The organism is Pseudomonas guariconensis, assembly GCF_024127895.1.
Lineage (GTDB): Bacteria > Pseudomonadota > Gammaproteobacteria > Pseudomonadales > Pseudomonadaceae > Aquipseudomonas > Aquipseudomonas guariconensis_B.
Window position 1 is genome coordinate 312,120 of sequence record NZ_JAMYBK010000001.1, and the last position, 20,128, is coordinate 332,247.

General features: G+C 66.4%; 14 protein-coding genes. 8 read left to right on the plus strand and 6 right to left on the minus strand.

All coding sequences use genetic code 11. The annotated features are described in order from the left end of the window. The first annotated feature begins 112 nt into the window (after positions 1 to 112). Both NJF35_RS01465 and tadA read left to right on the plus strand, forming a co-directional pair. A complete protein-coding gene (locus NJF35_RS01465; protein WP_225787255.1) occupies positions 113 to 1,495 on the plus strand; it encodes a multicopper oxidase family protein in 1,383 nt (460 codons plus the stop codon). Further along, positions 1,495 to 1,974 (plus strand): tRNA adenosine(34) deaminase TadA, encoded by a 480-nt coding sequence (gene tadA / locus NJF35_RS01470; protein WP_225787256.1) that lies wholly within the window; start codon positions 1,495 to 1,497, stop codon positions 1,972 to 1,974. Before NJF35_RS01465 ends, tadA begins: the two co-directional genes overlap by 1 nt. A gap of 34 nt (positions 1,975 to 2,008) precedes the next feature. Here tadA and mltF read toward each other — a convergent pair whose 3' ends face one another. Continuing rightward, complete coding sequence (gene mltF / locus NJF35_RS01475; RefSeq protein WP_225787257.1) at positions 2,009 to 3,466, minus strand: membrane-bound lytic murein transglycosylase MltF; 1,458 nt, start codon at positions 3,464 to 3,466, stop codon at positions 2,009 to 2,011. A 487-nt stretch (positions 3,467 to 3,953) separates the two neighbouring features. Between mltF and purL the strand changes: the two genes are divergently transcribed. Both purL and NJF35_RS01485 read left to right on the plus strand, forming a co-directional pair. After that, positions 3,954 to 7,850, plus strand: a complete 3,897-nt coding sequence (gene purL, locus NJF35_RS01480) for a phosphoribosylformylglycinamidine synthase (RefSeq protein ID WP_225787258.1) — start codon at positions 3,954 to 3,956, stop codon at positions 7,848 to 7,850. Positions 7,851 to 7,852: 2 nt separating this feature from the next. Then, entirely contained in the window at positions 7,853 to 8,164 is a 312-nt protein-coding gene (locus NJF35_RS01485; protein ID WP_253090612.1) for a YqfO family protein, read from the plus strand. A 98-nt stretch (positions 8,165 to 8,262) separates the two neighbouring features. On the opposite strand, the gene NJF35_RS01490 is transcribed toward NJF35_RS01485, so the two are convergent. The 5 genes from NJF35_RS01490 to NJF35_RS01510 form a co-directional block, all read right to left on the minus strand. Next, a complete protein-coding gene (locus NJF35_RS01490; RefSeq protein WP_253090613.1) occupies positions 8,263 to 10,314 on the minus strand; it encodes a PhoX family protein in 2,052 nt (683 codons plus the stop codon). Between the two features lie 171 nt (positions 10,315 to 10,485). Further along, positions 10,486 to 15,024 carry a hemagglutinin repeat-containing protein gene (locus tag NJF35_RS01495; RefSeq protein WP_253090614.1) on the minus strand — a complete coding sequence of 1,513 codons (4,539 nt, stop codon included), beginning with the start codon at positions 15,022 to 15,024 and terminating at the stop codon, positions 10,486 to 10,488. A gap of 27 nt (positions 15,025 to 15,051) precedes the next feature. After that, positions 15,052 to 16,743, minus strand: a complete 1,692-nt coding sequence (locus NJF35_RS01500; RefSeq protein ID WP_253090615.1) for a ShlB/FhaC/HecB family hemolysin secretion/activation protein — start codon at positions 16,741 to 16,743, stop codon at positions 15,052 to 15,054. Between the two features lie 158 nt (positions 16,744 to 16,901). Beyond that, positions 16,902 to 17,462, minus strand: a complete 561-nt coding sequence (locus NJF35_RS01505) for a murein L,D-transpeptidase family protein (protein ID WP_225787263.1) — start codon at positions 17,460 to 17,462, stop codon at positions 16,902 to 16,904. Positions 17,463 to 17,481: 19 nt separating this feature from the next. Beyond that, positions 17,482 to 18,036, minus strand: a complete 555-nt coding sequence (locus NJF35_RS01510) for an NUDIX hydrolase (protein ID WP_225787264.1) — start codon at positions 18,034 to 18,036, stop codon at positions 17,482 to 17,484. Positions 18,037 to 18,169: 133 nt separating this feature from the next. On the opposite strand from NJF35_RS01510, the gene NJF35_RS01515 reads away from it, so the two are divergent. The 4 genes from NJF35_RS01515 to NJF35_RS01530 all read left to right on the plus strand — a co-directional run bounded on the left by NJF35_RS01515 (position 18,170) and on the right by NJF35_RS01530 (position 20,124). Further along, entirely contained in the window at positions 18,170 to 18,769 is a 600-nt protein-coding gene (locus tag NJF35_RS01515; protein WP_225787265.1) for a CoA pyrophosphatase, read from the plus strand. Positions 18,770 to 18,813: 44 nt separating this feature from the next. Continuing rightward, a complete protein-coding gene (locus NJF35_RS01520; RefSeq protein ID WP_225787266.1) occupies positions 18,814 to 19,338 on the plus strand; it encodes a gamma carbonic anhydrase family protein in 525 nt (174 codons plus the stop codon). Between the two features lies 1 nt (position 19,339). Beyond that, positions 19,340 to 19,537 carry a DUF1289 domain-containing protein gene (locus tag NJF35_RS01525; RefSeq protein ID WP_253079916.1) on the plus strand — a complete coding sequence of 66 codons (198 nt, stop codon included), beginning with the start codon at positions 19,340 to 19,342 and terminating at the stop codon, positions 19,535 to 19,537. 119 nt (positions 19,538 to 19,656) lie between these two features. After that, positions 19,657 to 20,124, plus strand: a complete 468-nt coding sequence (locus tag NJF35_RS01530; protein WP_253079917.1) for a VUT family protein — start codon at positions 19,657 to 19,659, stop codon at positions 20,122 to 20,124. Positions 20,125 to 20,128 lie beyond the last annotated feature (4 nt).

A 20,128-nucleotide genomic window follows, 5' to 3' on the forward strand; every position in this document is an offset into this window, starting at 1 on the left:
GCCCGAGGTACAAGTCTTCACTTAATCTTTCTCAACTGCAGGTGTATCGTATTCGCCCTTCCTTGCCAGCTCTGCTGGCAGATTGATCGCGAAAAACGAGGTACCTGCACCGATGTCCTTCACCCGTCGACAAATGCTCAAGGGCCTGACCGGCCTGGTGGTGGTTGGCCTGGGCGCCGGGGGCGCCGCCCGCTACTGGCTGGGCAAGGTGGAGGACGAGAACGCCGGGCACGACTACGAATTGATCGCCGCACCCCTGGACGTCGAGTTGGTGCCCGGCTTCAAGACCGAGGCCTGGGCCTTCGGCCCATCGGCCCCGGGCACCGAGCTGCGGGTACGCCAGGGCACTTGGCTGCGGGTACGCTTCATCAATCACCTGCCGGTCGAGACGACCATTCACTGGCATGGCATCCGCCTGCCGCTGGAAATGGACGGCGTGCCCTACGTGTCGCAATTGCCGGTCAAGCCGGGCGAGTTCTTCGACTACAAGTTCCGCGTCCCGGACGCTGGCAGCTATTGGTACCACCCCCACGTCAGCAGCTCCGAGGAACTGGGCCGCGGCCTGGTCGGCCCGCTGATCGTCGAGGAGCGCGAGCCCACGGGGTTTCGTCATGAACGCACCCTGAGCCTGAAGACCTGGCACGTGGACGAGCAGGGCGCCTGGATGCCGTTCAGCGTTGCCCGCGAGGCGGCGCGCAACGGCACCGCCGGGCGCCTGATCACCATCAACGGCCAGGCCGGGGCGGTCACCGAGCTGCCGGCCGGCCAGGTGGTGCGGGTGCGCCTGCTCAACCTGGACAACACCTGGACCTACCGCATCAACCTCAAGGGCAACTGCGAGGCGATGATCTATGCCCTGGATGGCAACCCCGTCACGCCACGGCCCCTGGGCAAGGACTACTGGCTCGGCCCGGGCATGCGCATCTGCCTGGCCATCCGCATTCCCCAGGCCGGCGAGCAGATCTCCCTGCGCGATGGTTTCGTGCGCCTGGGCACCCTGCGCTCGGTGGTCAGCGACGAAGCTCCCGGCGACTGGCCCAAGCCCCTGCCGCCCAATCCGGTCGCTGAGCCGGACCTGGCGAACGCCGAGAAGCTCAACTTCAACTTCGAGTGGGCCGGCAAGGTGTCGGTCGGCACCGAGGACGGCAAGCCTCCAAGCTTGTGGCAGATCAACGGCCAGGCTTGGGACATCACCGACAAGACCTGTGCCGATCGACCGATCGCTACCCTGCAGAAGGGCAAGAGCTATATCTTCGAACTGAAGAACATGACCCAGTACCAGCACCCTATCCATCTGCACGGCATGAGTTTCAAGGTGATCGCCTCCAATCGCCACAAGATCGTCGAGCCCTGGTTCACCGACACCTACCTGCTGGGCAAGAACGAGCGTGCCCAGGTGGCACTGGTGGCGGATAACCCAGGGACCTGGATGTTCCACTGCCACGTCATCGACCACATGGAAACCGGCCTGATGGCCGCGATCGCGGTGGTCTGATGCGCCCGCAGATCATCGATCGCAGCCGCGACCAGGAATTCATGCGTCTGGCCCTGGCCTTGGCCGCCGAAGGGGCGGCCATGGGCGAAGTGCCGGTGGGCGCGGTGCTGGTGCAGCACGGGCAAGTCATCGGGCAGGGCTTCAATCGGCCGATCGCCGACAGCGACCCCAGCGCCCATGCCGAGATGGTCGCCATTCGCTCGGCGGCCAGGGCGGCGAGCAACTACCGCCTGCCCGGCAGCACCCTGTACGTGACCCTGGAGCCGTGTAGCATGTGCGCCGGCCTGATCGTGCACTCACGGGTGGCGCGGGTGGTGTATGGGGCACTGGAGCCGAAGGCGGGGGTCGTGCAGAGCCAGGGGCAGTTCTTCACCCAGGGGTTTCTCAACCATCGGGTGATCTATGAAGGCGGGGTGCTGGCCGAGGAGTGCGGGCAGATACTGAGCGAGTTCTTCAAGGCACGCAGGACGAAGGCCTGAGCCGGTCTGGGCCTCCACCACCGGTCGCCCGGCACTACATCGGCGGCGACTGTTCCGCCGGCTTGTCCTTGTTGACCCCCGGCACATGCAGGCTGCCCTCGGCCACCTGGCCTTCGAGCTGCGGCTGGGTCACCCAGGTGAGGATGTCGTAGTAACGGCGGATGTTGGCCACGAAGTGCACCGGCTCCCCACCGCGGGCATAGCCGTAGCGGGTCTTGCTGTACCACTGCTTCTGCGACAGGCGTGGCAGCATCTTCTTCACGTCCAGCCACTTGTTCGGGTTCAGCCCCTCGCGCCTGGCCAGCGTGCGCGCGTCTTCCAGGTGGCCGCTGCCGACGTTGTAGGCGGCCAGGGCGAACCAGGTGCGGTCCGGCTCCTTGATGCTGTCGTCGAGCTGGGCCTTGACGACCATGAAGTACTTGGCGCCGCCCTGGATGCTCTGCTTCGGGTCCAGGCGGTTGGACACGCCCATGGCCTGGGCGGTGCGCTGGGTGAGCATCATCAGGCCGCGCACACCGGTCTTGGAGGTGACCTCCGGCTGCCACAGGGACTCCTGGTAGCCGATCGCCGCCAGCAGGCGCCAGTCGACCTGCTCGACCTTGGCACTGGCCTTGAAGTACTTCTCGTACTTGGGCAGGCGCTGCTGCAGGTGCTGGGCGAACGTGTAGGCGCCGACGTAGCCGAGTACATCGACATGACCGTAGTAGCGCTCCTTCAGGCGTTGCAGCGTGCCGTTCTTCTTGGCCTTGTCGAGAAAGGCGTTGATCTCGTTGAGCAGGCTGTTGTCTTCGCCGGCGGCCACTGCCCAGCGCTGATCGCGGGTGTCGCCCAGGTCGAAGGCCACGCGCACGTTGGGAAAGTACACCTGGTTCATGGCCAGTTCGTTGGAGTCCACCAGGGTCAGGTCGATCTGGCCCTCGTCGACCATGCGCAGCAGGTCGACCACTTCCACTGCGTCGGACTCTTCGTATTCCAACGTGGGATTCTGCTTTTTCAGTTCGGCCAGTTGCTCGGCATGGCTGCTGCCCTTGAGCACCAGGATCTTCTTGCCGATCAGGCCTTTCACGCTGGTGGGCCGGGAGCGGCCGTTGCGGTAGATGACCTGTGGGGTCACCTCGAGGTAAGGGTGGGAGAATTTCGCCTGGGCGCTGCGCCGCTCGCTGCTGACCAAGCCGGCGGCGGCCAGCACCGGACCGGAGGGCTTGCCCAGTTGGTCGAACAGCTCGTCGAGGTTGTCGGCGGTCTCGATCTCCAGTTCCACGCCGAGATCGTCGGCGAACCGCTTGACCAGCTCGTACTCGAAGCCGGTCTCGCCATTGCGGTCCTGGAAGTAGGTAGCCGGGCTGTTGCGGGTGATCACGCGCAGCACACCGTCCTCCTTGACGCGCTCGAGGGTGCTGGGTTTTTCAACACAGGCACCGAGCATCAGGAAGAGTCCGGTTGCGAAGAGCCATCTGGCGCAGCGCTGGCGCAAAGCAGTGTGGGCGAACATAGCTTGCAGTATACGCAAAGGACCGGTCGCGCCATATCTCGACAACGGGCCATAGGTTTGCTAGCGGCAAGCTTCAAGCTACTTATCTCCCAGCGGCGAGCTGCAGGGGAAAGCAGGCCGTGCACTGCCTAATGCTGTTCACTTTAATCAATTGGGGCCGCCTTGCGGCCCTTCGCGGGCAAGCCCGCTCCCACAAGTACGCTGCAAATGCACGATCCTGTGGGAGCGGGCTTGCCCGCGAAGGGCTGCAAGGCAGCCCCAATCGATGTCACATCAGGCTTAAGTGAACAGCATTAGCCGTGCACTGCCCCGCTTTTTCTTGCGGCTTGTAGCTTGCCGCTTGAAGCTGCTTTTCGTGCCGCTTTCCTGACCCTGAAGTCCGGTTCCGCCGCCCGGCAGCATTGCCCTCTGGCGGGTGCCGAAAGCCGCGGATTTAGGCTAGAATGCACGGCCTCTAAGCACACCCCTTCCTGAGGCTGTCCCGACGATGTTGATCCTGCGCGGCGCTCCTGCCCTTTCTGCCTTTCGCCACGGTAAGCTACTCGAGCAACTGAGCCAGAAAGTCCCCGCTGTTACCGGCCTGTATGCCGAATTCGCCCACTTCGCCGACGTCAGCGGCGAGCTGACCGCCGACCAGCAGCAGGTGCTGGGCCGTCTGCTCAAGTACGGTCCGAGCGTACCGGTGCAGGAGCCCAGTGGCCGCCTGTTCCTGGTGGTGCCGCGCCTGGGCACCATCTCGCCCTGGGCCAGCAAGGCCAGCGACATCGCCCACAACTGCGGCCTGCAGGCCATCCAGCGCCTGGAGCGCGGCATCGCCTACTACGTCGCCGGCGAGCTGTCCGAGGCCGACGCCGGGCTCATCGCCGCCGAGCTGCACGACCGCATGACCCAGCGCGTGCTGGGCAAGCTCGAAGAAGCCGCCGACCTGTTCAGCCACGCCCAGCCTCGGCCGATGACCTCCGTGGACATCCTCGGTGGCGGCCGTGCCGCGCTGGCCCAGGCCAACATCGACCTGGGCCTGGCCCTGGCCGAAGACGAGATCGACTACCTGGTCAACGCCTTCCAGGGCCTGGCGCGCAACCCGAACGACATCGAGCTGATGATGTTCGCCCAGGCCAACTCCGAACACTGCCGCCACAAGATCTTCAACGCCAGTTGGGACATCGACGGCGAGGCTCAGGAAAAGAGCCTGTTCGGCATGATCAAGAACACCTACCAGATGCACAGCGAAGGCGTGCTGTCGGCGTACAAGGACAACGCCTCGGTGATCGTCGGCCACGTCGCCGGGCGCTTCTTCCCGAACCCTGAGACCCGCCAGTACGGCGCGGTGCAGGAGCCGGTGCACATCCTGATGAAGGTCGAGACCCACAACCACCCGACCGCCATCGCCCCGTTCTCCGGCGCCTCCACCGGCTCCGGCGGCGAGATCCGCGACGAAGGCGCCACCGGCCGTGGCGCCAAGCCCAAGGCCGGGCTGACCGGCTTCACCGTGTCCAACCTGCGCATCCCCGGCTTCGAGCAGCCCTGGGAGCAGGATTACGGCAAGCCGGGCCGCATCGTCGACGCCCTCGACATCATGGTCGAAGGCCCCCTGGGCGGTGCCGCGTTCAACAACGAATTCGGCCGTCCGGCGCTGACCGGCTACTTCCGTACCTTCGAGCAGGCCATCGACACCCCGCGTGGTGAAGAGGTCCGTGGCTACCACAAGCCGATCATGCTCGCCGGTGGCATGGGCAACATCCGCGAGGAGCACGTGCAGAAGGGCGAGATCACTGTCGGTGCCAAGCTGATCGTGCTCGGCGGCCCGGCCATGCTGATCGGCCTGGGCGGCGGCGCGGCGTCCTCGGTCGATACCGGTGCCAGCTCCGCCGACCTGGACTTCGCCTCGGTGCAGCGCGAGAACCCGGAAATGGAACGCCGCTGCCAGGAGGTCATCGACCGTTGCTGGCAACTGGGCGAGCAGAACCCGATCGCCTTCATCCACGACGTCGGCGCGGGCGGTATTTCCAACGCCTTCCCCGAGCTGGTCAACGACGGTGGCCGCGGTGGCCGCTTCGAGCTGCGCAACGTGCCCAACGACGAGCCGGGCATGGCGCCGCACGAGATCTGGAGCAACGAGTCCCAGGAGCGCTACGTGCTGGCGGTCAGCGCCGCCGACTTCGAGCGCTTCAAGGCCATCTGCGAGCGCGAGCGCTGCCCGTTCGCCGTGGTCGGCGAGGCCACCGAGGAACTGCACCTGACCGTCACCGACAGCCACTTCGGCAACACCCCGGTGGACATGCCGCTGGACGTGCTGCTGGGCAAGCCGCCGCGCATGCACCGTTCGGTCACCCGCGAGGCGGAGCTGGGCGATGACTTCGACCCGAGCGCGCTGGACCTGGACAACGCCGTCGAGCGCGTCCTGCATCATCCGGCGGTGGCCAGCAAGAGCTTCCTGATCACCATCGGCGACCGTACCATCACCGGCCTGGTGGCCCGCGACCAGATGGTCGGCCCCTGGCAGGTACCGGTGGCCGACTGCGCCGTCACCGCCACCAGCTTCGACGTCTATACCGGCGAAGCCATGGCCATGGGCGAGCGCACCCCGCTGGCCCTGCTCGATGCCCCGGCGTCGGGTCGCATGGCCATCGGCGAGGTGCTGACCAACCTGGCCGGTGCCCGCATCGAACAACTCTCCGACATCAAGCTGTCGGCCAACTGGATGTCCGCCGCCGGCCACCCCGGCGAGGATGCCCGCCTGTACGACACCGTCAAGGCCGTGGGCATGGAGCTGTGCCCGGCCCTGGGCCTGACCATCCCGGTCGGCAAGGACTCCATGTCGATGAAGACCCGCTGGAGCGAGGACGGTGTCGAGAAGAGCGTCACCGCGCCGATGTCGCTGATCGTCAGCGGCTTCGCCCCGGTGGTCGACATCCGCGACACCCTGACCCCGCAACTGCGCATGGACAAGGGCGAGACCGACCTGATCCTGATCGACCTGGGCCGTGGCAAGAACCGCATGGGCGGCTCGATCCTCGCCCAGGTGCACGGCAAGCTCGGCCAGCAGGCCCCGGACGTCGACGACGCCGAAGACCTCAAGGCCTTCTTCGCGGTGATCCAGGGCCTGAACGCTGACGGCCACCTGCTGGCCTACCATGACCGCTCCGACGGCGGCCTGCTGGTCAGCGTGCTGGAAATGGCCTTCGCCGGCCACTGCGGCCTCGACCTGCACCTGGACCCGCTGACCGACGAGCGTGGCGAAGTCCCGGCGATCCTCTTCAACGAGGAACTCGGGGCGGTCATCCAGGTGCGCCAGGATGCCACCCCCGAGGTGCTGGCCCAGTTCAGCGCCGCCGGCCTGGAAGACTGCGTCGCGGTCATCGGCAAGCCGGTCAACAACGGCGAGGTGTCCATCAGCCTGGGCGGCGAGGTGCTGTTCGACGACCAGCGCCGTCTGCTGCAGCGCCAGTGGGCCGAGACCAGTTACCAGATCCAGCGCCTGCGCGACAACGCCGAGTGCGCCGACCAGGAATTCGACGTGCTGCTGGAAGAAGAGAATCCCGGCCTGTCGGTCAAGCTGGGCTTCGACGTCAACGACGATATCGCCGCGCCGTACATCAAGAAGGGCGTGCGCCCGCAAGTGGCGATCCTGCGCGAGCAGGGCGTCAACGGCCAGGTCGAGATGGCCGCAGCCTTCGACCGCGCCGGCTTCGCCGCCATCGACGTGCACATGAGCGATATCCTCGCCGGCCGGGTCGACTTCGCCGACTTCAAGGGCCTGGTGGCCTGCGGTGGTTTCTCCTACGGCGACGTGCTGGGGGCCGGCGAAGGCTGGGCCAAGTCGGCGCTGTTCAACCGCCGTGCCCGCGATGCCTTCCAGGCGTTCTTCGAGCGCAACGACAGCTTCGCCCTGGGCGTGTGCAACGGTTGCCAGATGATGTCCAACCTGCACGAGCTGATTCCGGGCACCGAGTACTGGCCGCACTTCGTGCGCAACCGCTCGGAACAGTTCGAGGCGCGCGTGGCCATGGTCGAGGTGCAGAAGTCCAATTCGATCTTCCTGCAGGGCATGGCCGGTTCGCGCATGCCGATCGCCATCGCCCACGGCGAGGGCCATGCCGAGTTCGCCAGCGAGGAAGCGCTGCTGGAAGCCGACCTGTCCGGTTGCGTGGCCCTGCGCTACGTCGACAACCACGGCAAGGTCACCGAAGCCTACCCGGCCAACCCCAACGGCTCGCCGCGTGGTATCACCGGCCTCACCAGCCGTGACGGTCGCGTGACCATCATGATGCCGCACCCTGAGCGGGTGTTCCGCGCCGTGCAGAACTCCTGGCGTCCGGACGAGTGGCAGGAAGATGGCGCCTGGATGCGCATGTTCCGCAATGCGCGGGTCTGGGTGAACTGACGGTGTACAAGCTCGCCTTCTTCGTGCCGCCGAGCCATGTGGACGTGGTCAAGGCCGCTGTGTTCGCCGCCGGTGGCGGGCGCATCGGCGACTACGACCACTGTGCCTGGCAGACCCTGGGCCAGGGCCAGTTCCGGCCTCTGGACGGCAGCCAGCCGTACCTGGGGCAGGCAGGGCAGGTCGAGCAGGTGGACGAGTGGAAGGTGGAGCTGGTGGTGGCTGACGACCTGGTTGCCCAGGTCGTCGCTGCGCTCAAGGCGAGCCATCCGTACGAGACGCCGGCCTATGAGCTCTGGCGGCTCGCCGAGTTCTAGACCGCGCTGGAGCCATTCGCGGGGCAAGCCCGCGAATGTTTGTTAGCTAGGTGGCATGGGGGCGCGAAGCGGCCCCAGAAACCTGAAAGGACAGCCCATCAGGCCGTCCCGATCTCCCCACCATCGTCACGCTGGATCACCACGGTCGAAGCCCGTGGACGCACCGTCGTGCCCGCCGGGGTGGCATCGGTGGCAATGTCGCTGTACGGCCAGTTGCCCGGGTGCTGGATGTTGATGAACAACGTCTTGTTGTCCGGCGTGAAGGCGATGCCAGTCACCTCGCAGCCGTTCGGGCCGACGAAGAAGCGGCGCAGGTCGACCTGGTTGCGGGCGTTGACCGGGATCTGCCTGCCATCGGCATCCATCAGGTCGGACGGAATCACTGCCAGCAACTGGTCGTTGGTGTAGTCAGCCACGCTCGGCTCGCTGTTGTCGGTCTCGAACCACAACACGCCGCGGCTATCGAAACACATGCCGTCGGGGCTGGCGAACTGGTTCAGTTCGGTCAGGCCCGAGCGGTTGATCTCGGCGGCACCGGAGGCGTTGGCGCCGAACACGAAGATATCCCAGGTGAAACCCCGCTGATCGTCGCTGTCGCGCCAGCGGATGATATGGCCGTGACGGCTCGGGCCGCGTGGGTTGGCGGCGTTTACCGTTGCCGGGGTGCGCGCGCTGTTGTTGGTCAGGGTCAGGTAGACGTCACCGTTGAGCGGGTTGACCGCCGTCCATTCCGGCCGGTCCATGGGCGTTGCGCCCACGGCATCCGCCGCACCCCGGGTGTTGAGGAGGATACTCGGCAGGTCGCCGAACCGGGCGCCAAGGGTGCTGCCGTCGGTGGTGGCGGTCTCGACGTCGAGGGGCAGCCAACTGCCACGGCCGTCGGCATCGAAGCGGGCCACGTAGAGCGTGCCTTGGTCCAGGTACTTGTCGCCGGTGGCCAGGCGGTCGGCCGGGTTGGCGTCGGCCGGGTCCCACAGGGCGTCGGAGACGAACTTGTACAGGTACTCGTTGTTGGAGTCGTCGCCGCTGTACCAGACCAGCGGCTTGCCGGCCACCGCCAGGCCCGGGCAGCAGCCCTCGTGGCGAAAGCGCCCCAGGGCGGTACGTTTCACCGCCAGGGTGGTGCTGTCGTACGGGTCGATCTCGACGATGTAGCCGTAGGTGCTGGCTTCGTTGCGATAGTCGTCGGTGGCGCTGGCGCCGGTCGGGGTGACGTCGAAGCGGGCGAATTCGCCGTCGACCTCGCTGCTGTCGCCAGCAGCGCTTTCCCATTGGTACAGGCCGCTGGAGGTCGCCACGCCGATCCGCGACTGGTCGGCGGGGAGGGCGCCCTTGTTGACGAAGATGCCCGGCCAGTTCTCCTCGCAGGTCAGGTAGGTACCCCACGGGGTATGGCCGTTGCCGCAATTGTTGTTGGTCCCGCGGCATTGGCTGCCGTCGGGCGAGAAGCGGGTCTTGACGTGGTCGGTGCCGCGCAGCGGGCCTGAGATGTTCATCCGCGAGGCGGTGGTGAAGCGGCGGTTGAGCGGGTCGTTCTCGACCACCTGCCAGCGGCCGTCGACCTTGCTCAGGCGCACCACGCCGACGCCGTGGGCATTGATTTCCTTGCGCACTTCTTCGGCTGGGCGCTTGCCGTTGGCGTCGGTGGTCGGGCCGTTCGGGTGCAGGGCGGCGGGATCGATGTACTCGAAGTTGATCGCCAGCAGGCCGTCGTCGGCGCTGCCAGCGATGGGGAAGAAGTGCATGCCGTCGTGGTGCATGCCCATGGCGTTGGCCTGGTCGAGGGCGGTGTTGCTGCCGTCGGCCTTCCATGGGCTGGCTTTGCTGTTCAGCGGCGTGCCCCAGGGGGCCAGCACATAGGCGCTGTAGCCGGCAGCGACGACGCAGGCATCGGTGCGCGAGCCGGCGATGGACTCGAAGCCCAGCTTCAGTTTCGAGGGCTGCGGCTTGGCCGGGCGGGGCGCATCTTGGCGAGCGGCGGCAATGCCATCTAGGCAGCCGGCCAGGCCGGTTCCCGCGATCATGGCGATCGCCGCGCCAAGGCTGCCGCGCATCACGCTGCGACGGCTCAGGTAGGCGTCCATGACGCTGGCCATCGGCGGGTTGTCGCTCAGGTTCCGGTCAAGGTTGTCGCCGGTTTCTCGACTCATCGGGTGTCCTTTTGTTGTGAGTAAGAAAGACGCGACTTTAGTGCGTCAATATGATGATTTTTTGGCAGAAATGTTAACGGAGGCTTCGGCGCGGGGCGGTCCTCGATGTCGGTCCATCGAGTGGCGTGGGGCTGCCTTGCAGCCCATCGCCCCCAAATCGTGGAGATCGGCTCAGCGCTCGATCTTGCCCTGAACGCTCGAGGACCACTGCTCACGGCGGTCATGCCCGCTGGTACGCAACAGCCCCAGGTCCAGGGCATTCTCGCCGTCGGCCGCCCCCTTGTCCTTGACCACTTCGGCCACGGCGGTGCCCAGGTCGACCGGTGAGTTGGACGCATCGACCGACACATCCCGTCGATAATCGCGACCGGTCAGGGTCTCTCGGCTGACGGAGGCCGCTGCCAGGTCGACAGTGCCACCGGCCGATTGCAACCGGGCGCCGACCAGGTGTGCGTCGCCGCCCACCTTGAGGTCGATGCCCTCGCTGCCCCTGAGGGACGCCTGGTGGGCCACGGTGTCACGCTGCTCATGCGACAGGTCGAGCTTGAAGGTCGGCGACAGGCCAGGCTCGGCCTTGCTCAGCGTCGGGCCGACTTTCTCGCTGACCTTGCCCCCCGCCGGCCCTGCCACGGCGCTGGCCGCATTGACGTAGCCCTGGGGGGTTTTCTCCTTGCTCAGGCGCGCATCGACCTTGAGGCTCAGGTTATCGACGCGGTCCTTGCGGCTGGCCACCCGCAAATCGCCGCCGATATTGCCCTGGATCTGCCCGGCCTCCAGGCTGGCGCCTTCGATGCGCGTGTCGCCCCGGCTGTGCAGGCTGATCCGCTCTGCCCGCCACGTGTTGCCGTTCCAGGTCTGGTTGTCGCGTTTGTCCAGGTCAACCTGTACGCGGCCATGCAGCCCGCGCACGTCCTTGTCCGGCGTCTCGCCCTTGGAGGTGTTGAACCCGGCCCCGGCGGTGATCGCCAGGTTGTTGCGGTACTCCTGGTTGCCGGAGGCCTCGATCCGTATGCTGCCGTTGGCCGCATTCAGGGCGATCTGCGCGGCGGAGGCCTGCAGGCCTTGCAGGTGCAGGGCAATGTCCTCCCGCGCGCGGCTGTTCATTTGCAGGGCGCCTGCGCTATTGAAATGGGCATCGACGGCCTGGCGGCCACGTTCGTCCAGCTTGCCATGCTCGAAGTGGCCGCCAATACCGCCACCCTTGCTGCTGCCGGTCTTGGCGGACAGTTCCAGGCCGCCGCCCAGCTTGCTGCCACTGGCCTGGTGGGCGTCGCTGGCGGCCTTGACCTGCAGCACGCCCCCACTGTCGAGACGGATGTCGTCGACCTTGCGTTCGCGGCTGCCGATGCGCGTGCCTTCGAGCAGCATGTCGCCGCCACTGCTCAGGACGACATCGCCCTTGGCGTCGATCTGCGCGACCCTGGTCTTGCTGTCCTGGCTCTGGCGCTGCGCGTGGTCGAGGTAGCCACGGGCGTCCAGGCCGGTGCTGGTGGGCCGGTTGCCGCCCTTGGCCCAGGCATTGCCATCGAGTTGCCGCGATTGTTCGCTGCTGCGATCGTTGGCCTGGGTCAGGCTCAGCCGTCCGGCGCTATTGATCGATACATCGCCGTTGCCGCCATCGATGGTGGTGCCTTCGTAGCGGCCATCGCTGCCGAGCTGTATCTGGACGCCGGTATGCCCCTGGAGGCTGACGGGACGCGCGGTGCTGGCGCTGGCCTGCTTGTCCAGCGAGCCGCCCTTGCCGGCTGCGCGCACGTTGATGTCCTGGCCGGTGCTGGTGTCGACGCGCAGTTCGCCACCGTAGGCCAGGCGCTGCACGCTGCTTTGCTCGACATTCTCGGCCGCCCTGGCGTGATGGCGGTCGGCGTCGATCTTGAGCTGGCCGCCCTTGGCGCGCCAGGCCGTGCCCTGGTCATCGAGGGTGTTGGCCTTGACGGCGACCGTGGCGCCCGACAGTTCGCTGACCTGGGCGTGACCCCGGCGCTGGTTCTCCAGGCGCTTGAGGTGGTCGACGGTCATCTGCGCGCCCACGCTGGGCGGTGCCATGGCGTCTTCGGGGGACGCCTGCTGGAAGCGGGCGGCTTCCTGGCCTTGTACCAGGCGTTCGATCGGGCGGGTCAGGTCGCGGTATTCCACGTCGGCGCCGAGGCTGCCACGCCATTGCTCGGTATTGTGTTCGCGCTCGTGGATGTCCTGCACGGCGCGGTTGTCGATGTGCTCGGCTTCCACCAGCAGCTGCTTGCCTGCATCGACTTTCGCGGCTTCGGTGACAAGGTTCGTGGCGTTGATCTTCACATCGCCGCTGGCCTGCAGCTCGCTGCGTTGCACCTGGCTGTCACGTTCTCGCTGGGTGTCTTGCACATGCTCGCCGGTGAAGGCGCTACCGAGCCTGTCGATGCCACCGGTGACAGTCAGGCCTGCGCCGCTGGTGCGGGTGTCGGTCTGGGTGTTGCGCTCGTTGCGAGTGGCCCCGAGGGTGACCTGCTTGCCCTGCAGGCTCAGGTCGCCTGTGCTGGCCGTGACCTTGGAGCCGTTGACCTGCAGGTGCTCGCCGCTGTTCAACACCACGCTGGCGCCCTTGAGTTCACTGGCGACCTGGGTGGTTTCGCTTTCGCGGGTGGTGGTCGTGGCGACCTGGTAGCCGGCAGTGGCTTCGAATTGTCGCGAATCGGGCTTGCCGTCCTGGGCTTCCTGGGTCTGCCGGGCGTTGGCGGTGAAGCCTCGTTGCTGGCTGACAGTGTCGGCATCCAGGCGCGACTGTGTGCTGTCGATCGACAGGTCGCCCTTGGCCTCGAGCTGCAGATGCCCGCCAGCTTCGAGCTTGGCGCCGCGAAGCTTCATTTGCGCGGCGCTGGCCAGGCGCAGGTTGCTCTTGGCGGTCACGTCGCTGATCAGCACCTGTTCCTCGCGCACGCTGCGATCGCGCTTGCTGCCAATCAGCCCGAACAGCTTGCTGTCGCTCTGCTGCTCCTTGGAGGTGGAACTGCCCTGGTCGGCCTCGATCGCCAGCAGGCCCTTCTCGCTGTAGAGCACGGCATCGCCCTGGCTGGTCACGCTGCTGCCCTTGATGACGACCTGCTCGGCGCTGACATGCAGGTCGCCCACCGCTGCAACGACGCTGCCGGCGACGGCCTGGCCCTGGCGGTCGTTGCCGTTGCGGTCGCCGAAGAAGGTGCCGGACACCAGGTCGCCACGGTAATCGCGTTGCTTGCCGTTTTCCTGCAGGGCGGCAGTCGTCACCTCCACCTGCCGCGCCGAGAGTTCCATCTCGCCCCGGCTTTCCAGGCGGCTGCCCCGTACCCTGAGCGTATCGCCGGCCTTCACCGTCACGCGCTCGCCACCCAGGGCGCTGGCCTTGGCGGTCTCCTTGTAGTCGTCGGTATCGCGGTCGCCGCGCCACAGGTGCTTGCGATGGCGTACCTGTTCCTGCTCCCGCCGGCTGTCGATACCGGCCTCGATGTCGAGCTTGCCGCCACTGGCCACGTCAAGGTCGCCACCGGCTTGCACGGTGGCCGCCACCAGGCGCATGTCGCTGCCGGATTGCAGTGTGAGGTCGTCGCCGGCCTGCAGGTGTGTGCCGTGCCGCGTGCGTGTGGTGACGGTGAGTTCGCGGTCGTAGGTCTCGGTGGTGATGAACCAGGCTTTCTTGTTCCATTTTTCATTGTCGCGTTCGATGTTCTCCCGGGTACTGGCATCGAGCGTCAGCTTTTTGCCGGCCTTCACCTCGATCCGTTGCGCCTTGCCGTCGACGGCCAGCAGGCGCAGGTCATCCGCTGCGCTGAGGGACAATGCGCCGTGCTCGCTGTGCAAGCGTGCGCCCTGGGTGGCGCTGGCGTCGATCTGCAGATCACCGGCCGAGCGGATGCTGATACCGTCACGTGCCGCCACCTCTATCGGCCCCATGCGCACGCCGGCGCCTTCGGCGGTGCTCAGCACCCGGATACGCCCGGCACGCATCGCGCCGAACAGCTTGGCATCGATGCTCGACGGGGTGCCGGGCAGGTGCCGCAAAACGTGCCCGCTGGCGGCGTCGATGCGGTTGCGGCCAACGGTCAGGTCGAGGTCCGTCTTGGCGCTGAGCAGGCCCTGGCTGTCGATGCGCGGCGCGATCAGCCCCAGGGCGCCTTCGGCGTTGCTCTGGCCGCCACCGAGCACCTGCAGCGAGCCGCTTGCCTGCAGGGTGTCGAGGTACTTGAGCTGCTGCTCCTGGACGACTGGCGTGCCGACCAGGAAGCCGGCGCGGGTGGTGTTGATGAAGCTACCGCCGTTGAGGGTGATGCCGTTGGGGTTGGCCAGGATGTAGTCGGCCGGGCGGCCGAAGATTTCCTGTGGGCCTTCGATCAGCGAGGCATTGCGGCTGATCACCTCGTTGAGGATGGTCGAGGCGGCCTGGCCCTGGAACTGCGGGTTGGCGGCCAGGGCCCCGGCCAGTTGCGACTGGCCCGCTTGCAGGGCGTTGTTCAAGACCACGCCGGGCTTGCCGACGTTGTAGTCGAGGAACTGGTTGTGCGACAGGCCGTGGGTGTTGGGGGCGACGATGTCGATCACCGGTACGCCGTGGCCATTGTTGATGATGGGCGTGCCGCCTGGGCCGGGGGCGGGTTGCAGGCCTCCCTGGGCCAGGGCCGTGGAGGAGGTGAGCAGCGCAAGGGAGATGGCCCAGCGCAAGGTATTGGGCCGTGGTGCCGGTTGCTTGGGATCTTTCTTCACGTCTTCGTTCTCTTTGTTGTGGGTGAATCAGATGTTCAGGGTCCAGTCCAGTACCCAGAATCCTGGCTCCAGGCATCGGCGGGGGAGGTCGCTGGCGTAGAGCGCATGCTGGTAGTCCAGGCGCAGCCGCGAGCCCGGCATGCTGAGCTCCACGCCCACGGCGGCACCTGCCAGGCGTTGGGAGGGCTGGCCATGGAAGAGGCGGGCCCAGCCCAGGTCCAGGCCGACGACCGGGCGGACCTCCAGGCCGTAGGGCAGCGACAGGGGCAGGGGCTGGCTGAGGGTGTTGCGCCAGACGCCAGTGCTGGCACCGGCGACGGTGTATTGGCGAAAGCCGCGCACGGCAGAGTCGTCGCTGAGCAACTGCTGTTCGACAGCGAACAGGACATCGCGGCTGTATTGCAGGTTGAGTTCGCTTTGCCAGCGCCAGGGCCGTTGTGCCGGACCTTGGCGCAGGTGCAGCAGGCTGGCGCGGTACTTGCGAAATTGCGGCGCTGGGGCGAGCGTCCCTTGGGCTTTGCGGTCGGCGCCGAACCCGTCCAGCCCCTGGGCGATGCCCAGGTAGGCGTTCCACAGGCCGCCATCGAGCCAGAGTAGGTTGATGCCTGTCTCCAGGGTGGTGAGGGTAGGGCTCTGCACGCCCGCGACCACGCCTGTTATGCGGTTGACCAGGCGCTTGTGGTCCAGGCGGGCGCTGGCGCTTAGCATGCCCTGCGGGTTGCGCCAGAGCACGCGCTCGGCGCTCATGCCCAGGAAGCGGCTGTTGCCGCTGCTGACCTGGCGCCCGTGGGGGATGGGCGAGCGATAGGCGATCTCGCTGGCGTTCAGGGCGAAGGTCCAGGGGCCGTAGGGAAGGCTGTAGTAGAGACTGGCGCCTCGGCTTTCGCCGGGGGCACCGAAGAGCGTCGAGACCAGCGACAGGCGCAGGTCGTCGTTGAGGTTCAGCGGGCTGTCCAGGCCGAGGCTCAGGTTCAGGCGATGACGGCCGGTCAGCTCGCTGCCGCGGTTGTCGAGGCGCCCGTCCAGGTGCCAGCGCGAGCTGACCTGGCGCGCTCCGAGCAGCACCTGGGTGCCCCCTTGCAGCTCGCCTGGCGACAGGTCGGCGACGACGTCATAGGCGCGCAGCCGATTGAGCTGGTCGAGCCCTTGTTCCAGGTCCGGCAGGTACAAGGGATGGCCGAGCAGGTCGGGGAAGGCGCCCTGCAGGGACAGCGGCAGGTCGGCGCCAGCCAGTTCGATCGACTCGACGAAGCCTTCGACGATGACGATCTCCAGCGGCTCGCCCGGTTCGGGTTGCCGGGCCAGGTAGGGACGGCTGGTCGGATAGCCGGCCTGCACGTAACGCTCGGTGATGGCCTTCAGCAGCCGGTTGATGTCAGCCACGCCCATGCAGGGACGCAGCAGTGGCCGCAGGGTTCGCTCCAGCGCTGGGGTGGAGAGCGACTGGTTGCCAGCCAGGCGTACGCCTGGGGTAGGCCAGCAGTGGGTGTCCGGCTCATGGGGGGAGGAGGAAGGCGTCGGCGTGGCACTGGGGCGCTCGCGTTGCTGCCAGCGCTGCAGCCGCTGCTGGTGCTCCAGTTGCTGGAGCGTGCGCTGTTGTTCGCGCAGTTGCTGGCTGGCCGGGTCGTCGGCCAGGGCCTGGGGCATGGCCAGGAGACCGGACAACAGGCCAGCCAGCAGCCACCTGGCGGTGTGGAAGCGGAGCGAGGCGGTCGGCATGGAAGAAATCTGCAAAGTGCGTACGGTTCAGTACTCGTTTGCGAGGATTCTAAGAATGCGACTGGTCGTCTGGATGCGAGCCCGTGCCCACCTGCGTGTCAGGCAGATGCGGAATTAGTGTCGGGAAATTCTGAGGAAATATCCTGGATCGTACGCTTTCAGGGACGGATCTCGATCAGGGTGCCGTCCTTGACCATGCTCCAGACTTCGCGCATGTCGTCATTGCGCATGGCGATGCAGCCTTCGGTCCAGTCCAGGGTATGGAAGTACCACTCCGGGTATTCCTCGTCGATCGGCGTGCCGTGGATCATGATCATGCTGCCCGGGTTGACGCCTTCGCGGCGGGCACGGGCGGCATCCCTGATGTTCGGGTAGGAGATGTGCATGGCCAGGTTGAAGCGGTCGCTGACCTTGCGCCAGTCGAGCCAGTAGAGGCCTTCGGGAGTCTTCTTGTCGCCCTCGCGCTCCTTGGCCCCCTTGGGTTGCTTGCCCAGGGAGATGCGGTAGGTCTTGAGCGGCTCGCCGCGGCTGATCAATTGCAGGCGGCGTTCGGACTTGAGCACCAGCACCTTGTCGATCAATGGCTGGGTGGGAACCTGGGCCGGGGAGTGGGACGGTGGCTGCGTAGCGGGCAGGGGCTTGCGGATGATGGTTTCGGTGAAGGCCGCCTGGGACACCGATACAACGCAGAGGCAGAAGAGGGCGAACAACCAGCGCATGAAACCTTATCCCTGAAAGCTAGGTGGTGGACGACGAGACGTTCATCGGTGGCAGGTATTCATGGCCTATGGGGTAGTGCTGCCCGATGCGGTCACGATAATAGCATTCTAGTGTGCGAGCGACGGTGCGGAAAGCCAGCGCGTCCCAGGGAATCTCGTGTTCCTCGAACAGCCGCACTTCCAGGCTCTCGATGCCCACGGCGAAGTCCAGGTCGGCCAGCTCGGCGCGGAAGAACACATGCACCTGGTTGATGTGCGGCAGGTCGAACAGCTGGTACAGGCTCATCTGCCCGACTCGGGCGCAGGCCTCCTCCACGGTTTCGCGACGAGCGGCCTGGTCGAGGGTCTCGCCATTCTCCATGAAGCCGGCAGGCAGGGTCCAGAAACCACGGCGCGGCTCGATCGCGCGACGGCACAGCAGCACCTGGCTGCCCCAGGTGGGCAGCACGCCGGCGACGATGTTGGGGTTCTGGTAATGGATGGTCCGGCAGTGTTCGCAGACGTACCGCGGGCGGCTGTCGCCCTCGGGGATCCGCTGGATGACCGGGTGGCCGCACGCGCTGCAGAATTTCATGCTTTTATTCCTTTGAGGTCGGGATATCTTGGCGCGCCTGGCGGCTCGCCCGCAAGCCGCCATCTGGCGGGGCTTGGGTGCTTCGCGGCTTTGGTGCATCATGCAAGACAGGCCTTGGAATCGAGAGTGTGTAATGCTGGACGAGCTTCTTCGCCGAATGAGCAACCATACCCCCGCGTCATTGGAGACGGACCACCGTTTCCCCGAGGCGGCGGTACTCCTGCCCATCACCCGCAGCGAAGAGCCCGAACTGGTGCTGACCCTGCGCGCCAAGGGGCTGTCCACCCATGGCGGCGAAGTGGCCTTCCCTGGCGGGCGGCGCGACCCGGAAGACCCGGACCTGGTGTTCACCGCGCTGCGCGAAGCCGAGGAGGAAATCGGCCTGCCGCCTGGCCTGGTGGAAGTGATCGGCCCGCTCAGCCCGCTGGTGTCGTTGCATGGCCTGAAGGTGACGCCATTCGTCGGCCTGATCCCGGACTACGTCGAGTACCGCGCCAACGACGCGGAGATCGCCGCGGTGTTCAGTGTGCCGCTGGAGTTCTTCCGCCAGGACCCGCGCGACCATACCCATCGCATCGACTACCAGGGGCGCAGCTGGTACGTGCCCAGCTACCGCTATGGCGACTACAAGATCTGGGGATTGTCGGCGATCATGATCGTCGAGCTGGTCAACCTGCTGTACGACGCCGGTATCAGCCTGCACCAGCCCCCCGAACGCTTCATCCAGAACTGAGTGGGGCCCACCCCGCCACCCCGGCAAACCTTGAGGAGCCAACCATGAAATATCGCCTGGGCGACCTGCGGGTCGAGACCCACCCCACCAGTTGGGCCGCCCCCACTGCCACGCTGATCGGCAAGGTACGCCTGCAGGCCCACGCCAGTGTCTGGTTCGGCGCGGTGCTGCGCGGCGACAACGAGCTGATCGACATCGGCGAGGGCAGCAATGTCCAGGACGGCACGGTGATGCACACTGACATGGGCTCGCCGCTGACCATCGGCAAGGGCGTGACCATTGGCCACAATGCCATGCTCCATGGTTGCAGCGTCGACGACTACAGCCTCATCGGTATCAACGCGGTGATCCTCAACGGTGCACGCATCGGCAAGCACTGCATCATCGGCGCCAATGCGCTGATTCCCGAGGGCAAGGAAATCCCCGATGGCTCGCTGGTGATGGGCTCGCCAGGCAAGGTGGTACGCGAGCTGACCGACGCGCAGAAACGCATGCTCGAGGCCAGCGCGGCCCACTACGTGCACAATGCCGAGCGCTACGCCCGTGACCTGGCGCCCCAGGAGGACTGACATGAGCGATGCCGAACGCCCCGTCGCCTCGCCTTGCGTGAGCGTCTGCGCCCTGGACGAGCAGGACATCTGCGTCGGCTGCCAGCGGACGGTGGCGGAGATCACCCGTTGGGGGCGCATGGACAACCAGGAGCGGCGCCAGGTGCTGAAGCTGTGTCATGAGCGGGCGGTGGCCGCGGGGTTGATCATCGGGATGTGAACGGTGGGGCATCTGCGTACACGTTGGGCTTGGTAAGTGCTGGGGCGCGAGGCGGCCCCAACAGCTGCGGTTGACTCAAAAATCAAGTAATCTGTGCCGCTTGCCCAACGTGTGATCCCATGTTCTATCTCATCGCCTACATCAGCAGCGTAGTGCTGATCAACTACGCCTTTTCCAGTGCCCCGCACCTGGACGTGATCTGGTCCGCCTGGGGCGGGCTGGTGTTCATCCTGCGCGACATGGTGCAGACCCGCCATGGCCATGGTGCGCTGCTGGCCATGCTGGTGGCGCTGGTGCTGTCCTATGTCACCTCCGAGCCGGCCATCGCCCTGGCCAGCGCCACGGCGTTCTTCGTCTCCGAACTGATCGACTGGCTGGTGTTCAGCATCACCCGCCGGCCGCTGCGCGACCGCCTGTGGCTGAGCTCGGCGCTGAGCATCCCGGTGGATACCTTCATCTTCTTCGGCATGATCGGCGCCCTGACCCCAACGGTGGTCGGCACCGCCCTGGGGTCGAAGTTCGCCGGAGTCACCGTGGTATGGCTGGCCATGGCCTGGCGGGCACGGCGTGCGGCTGTCGTTGGCTGATTGC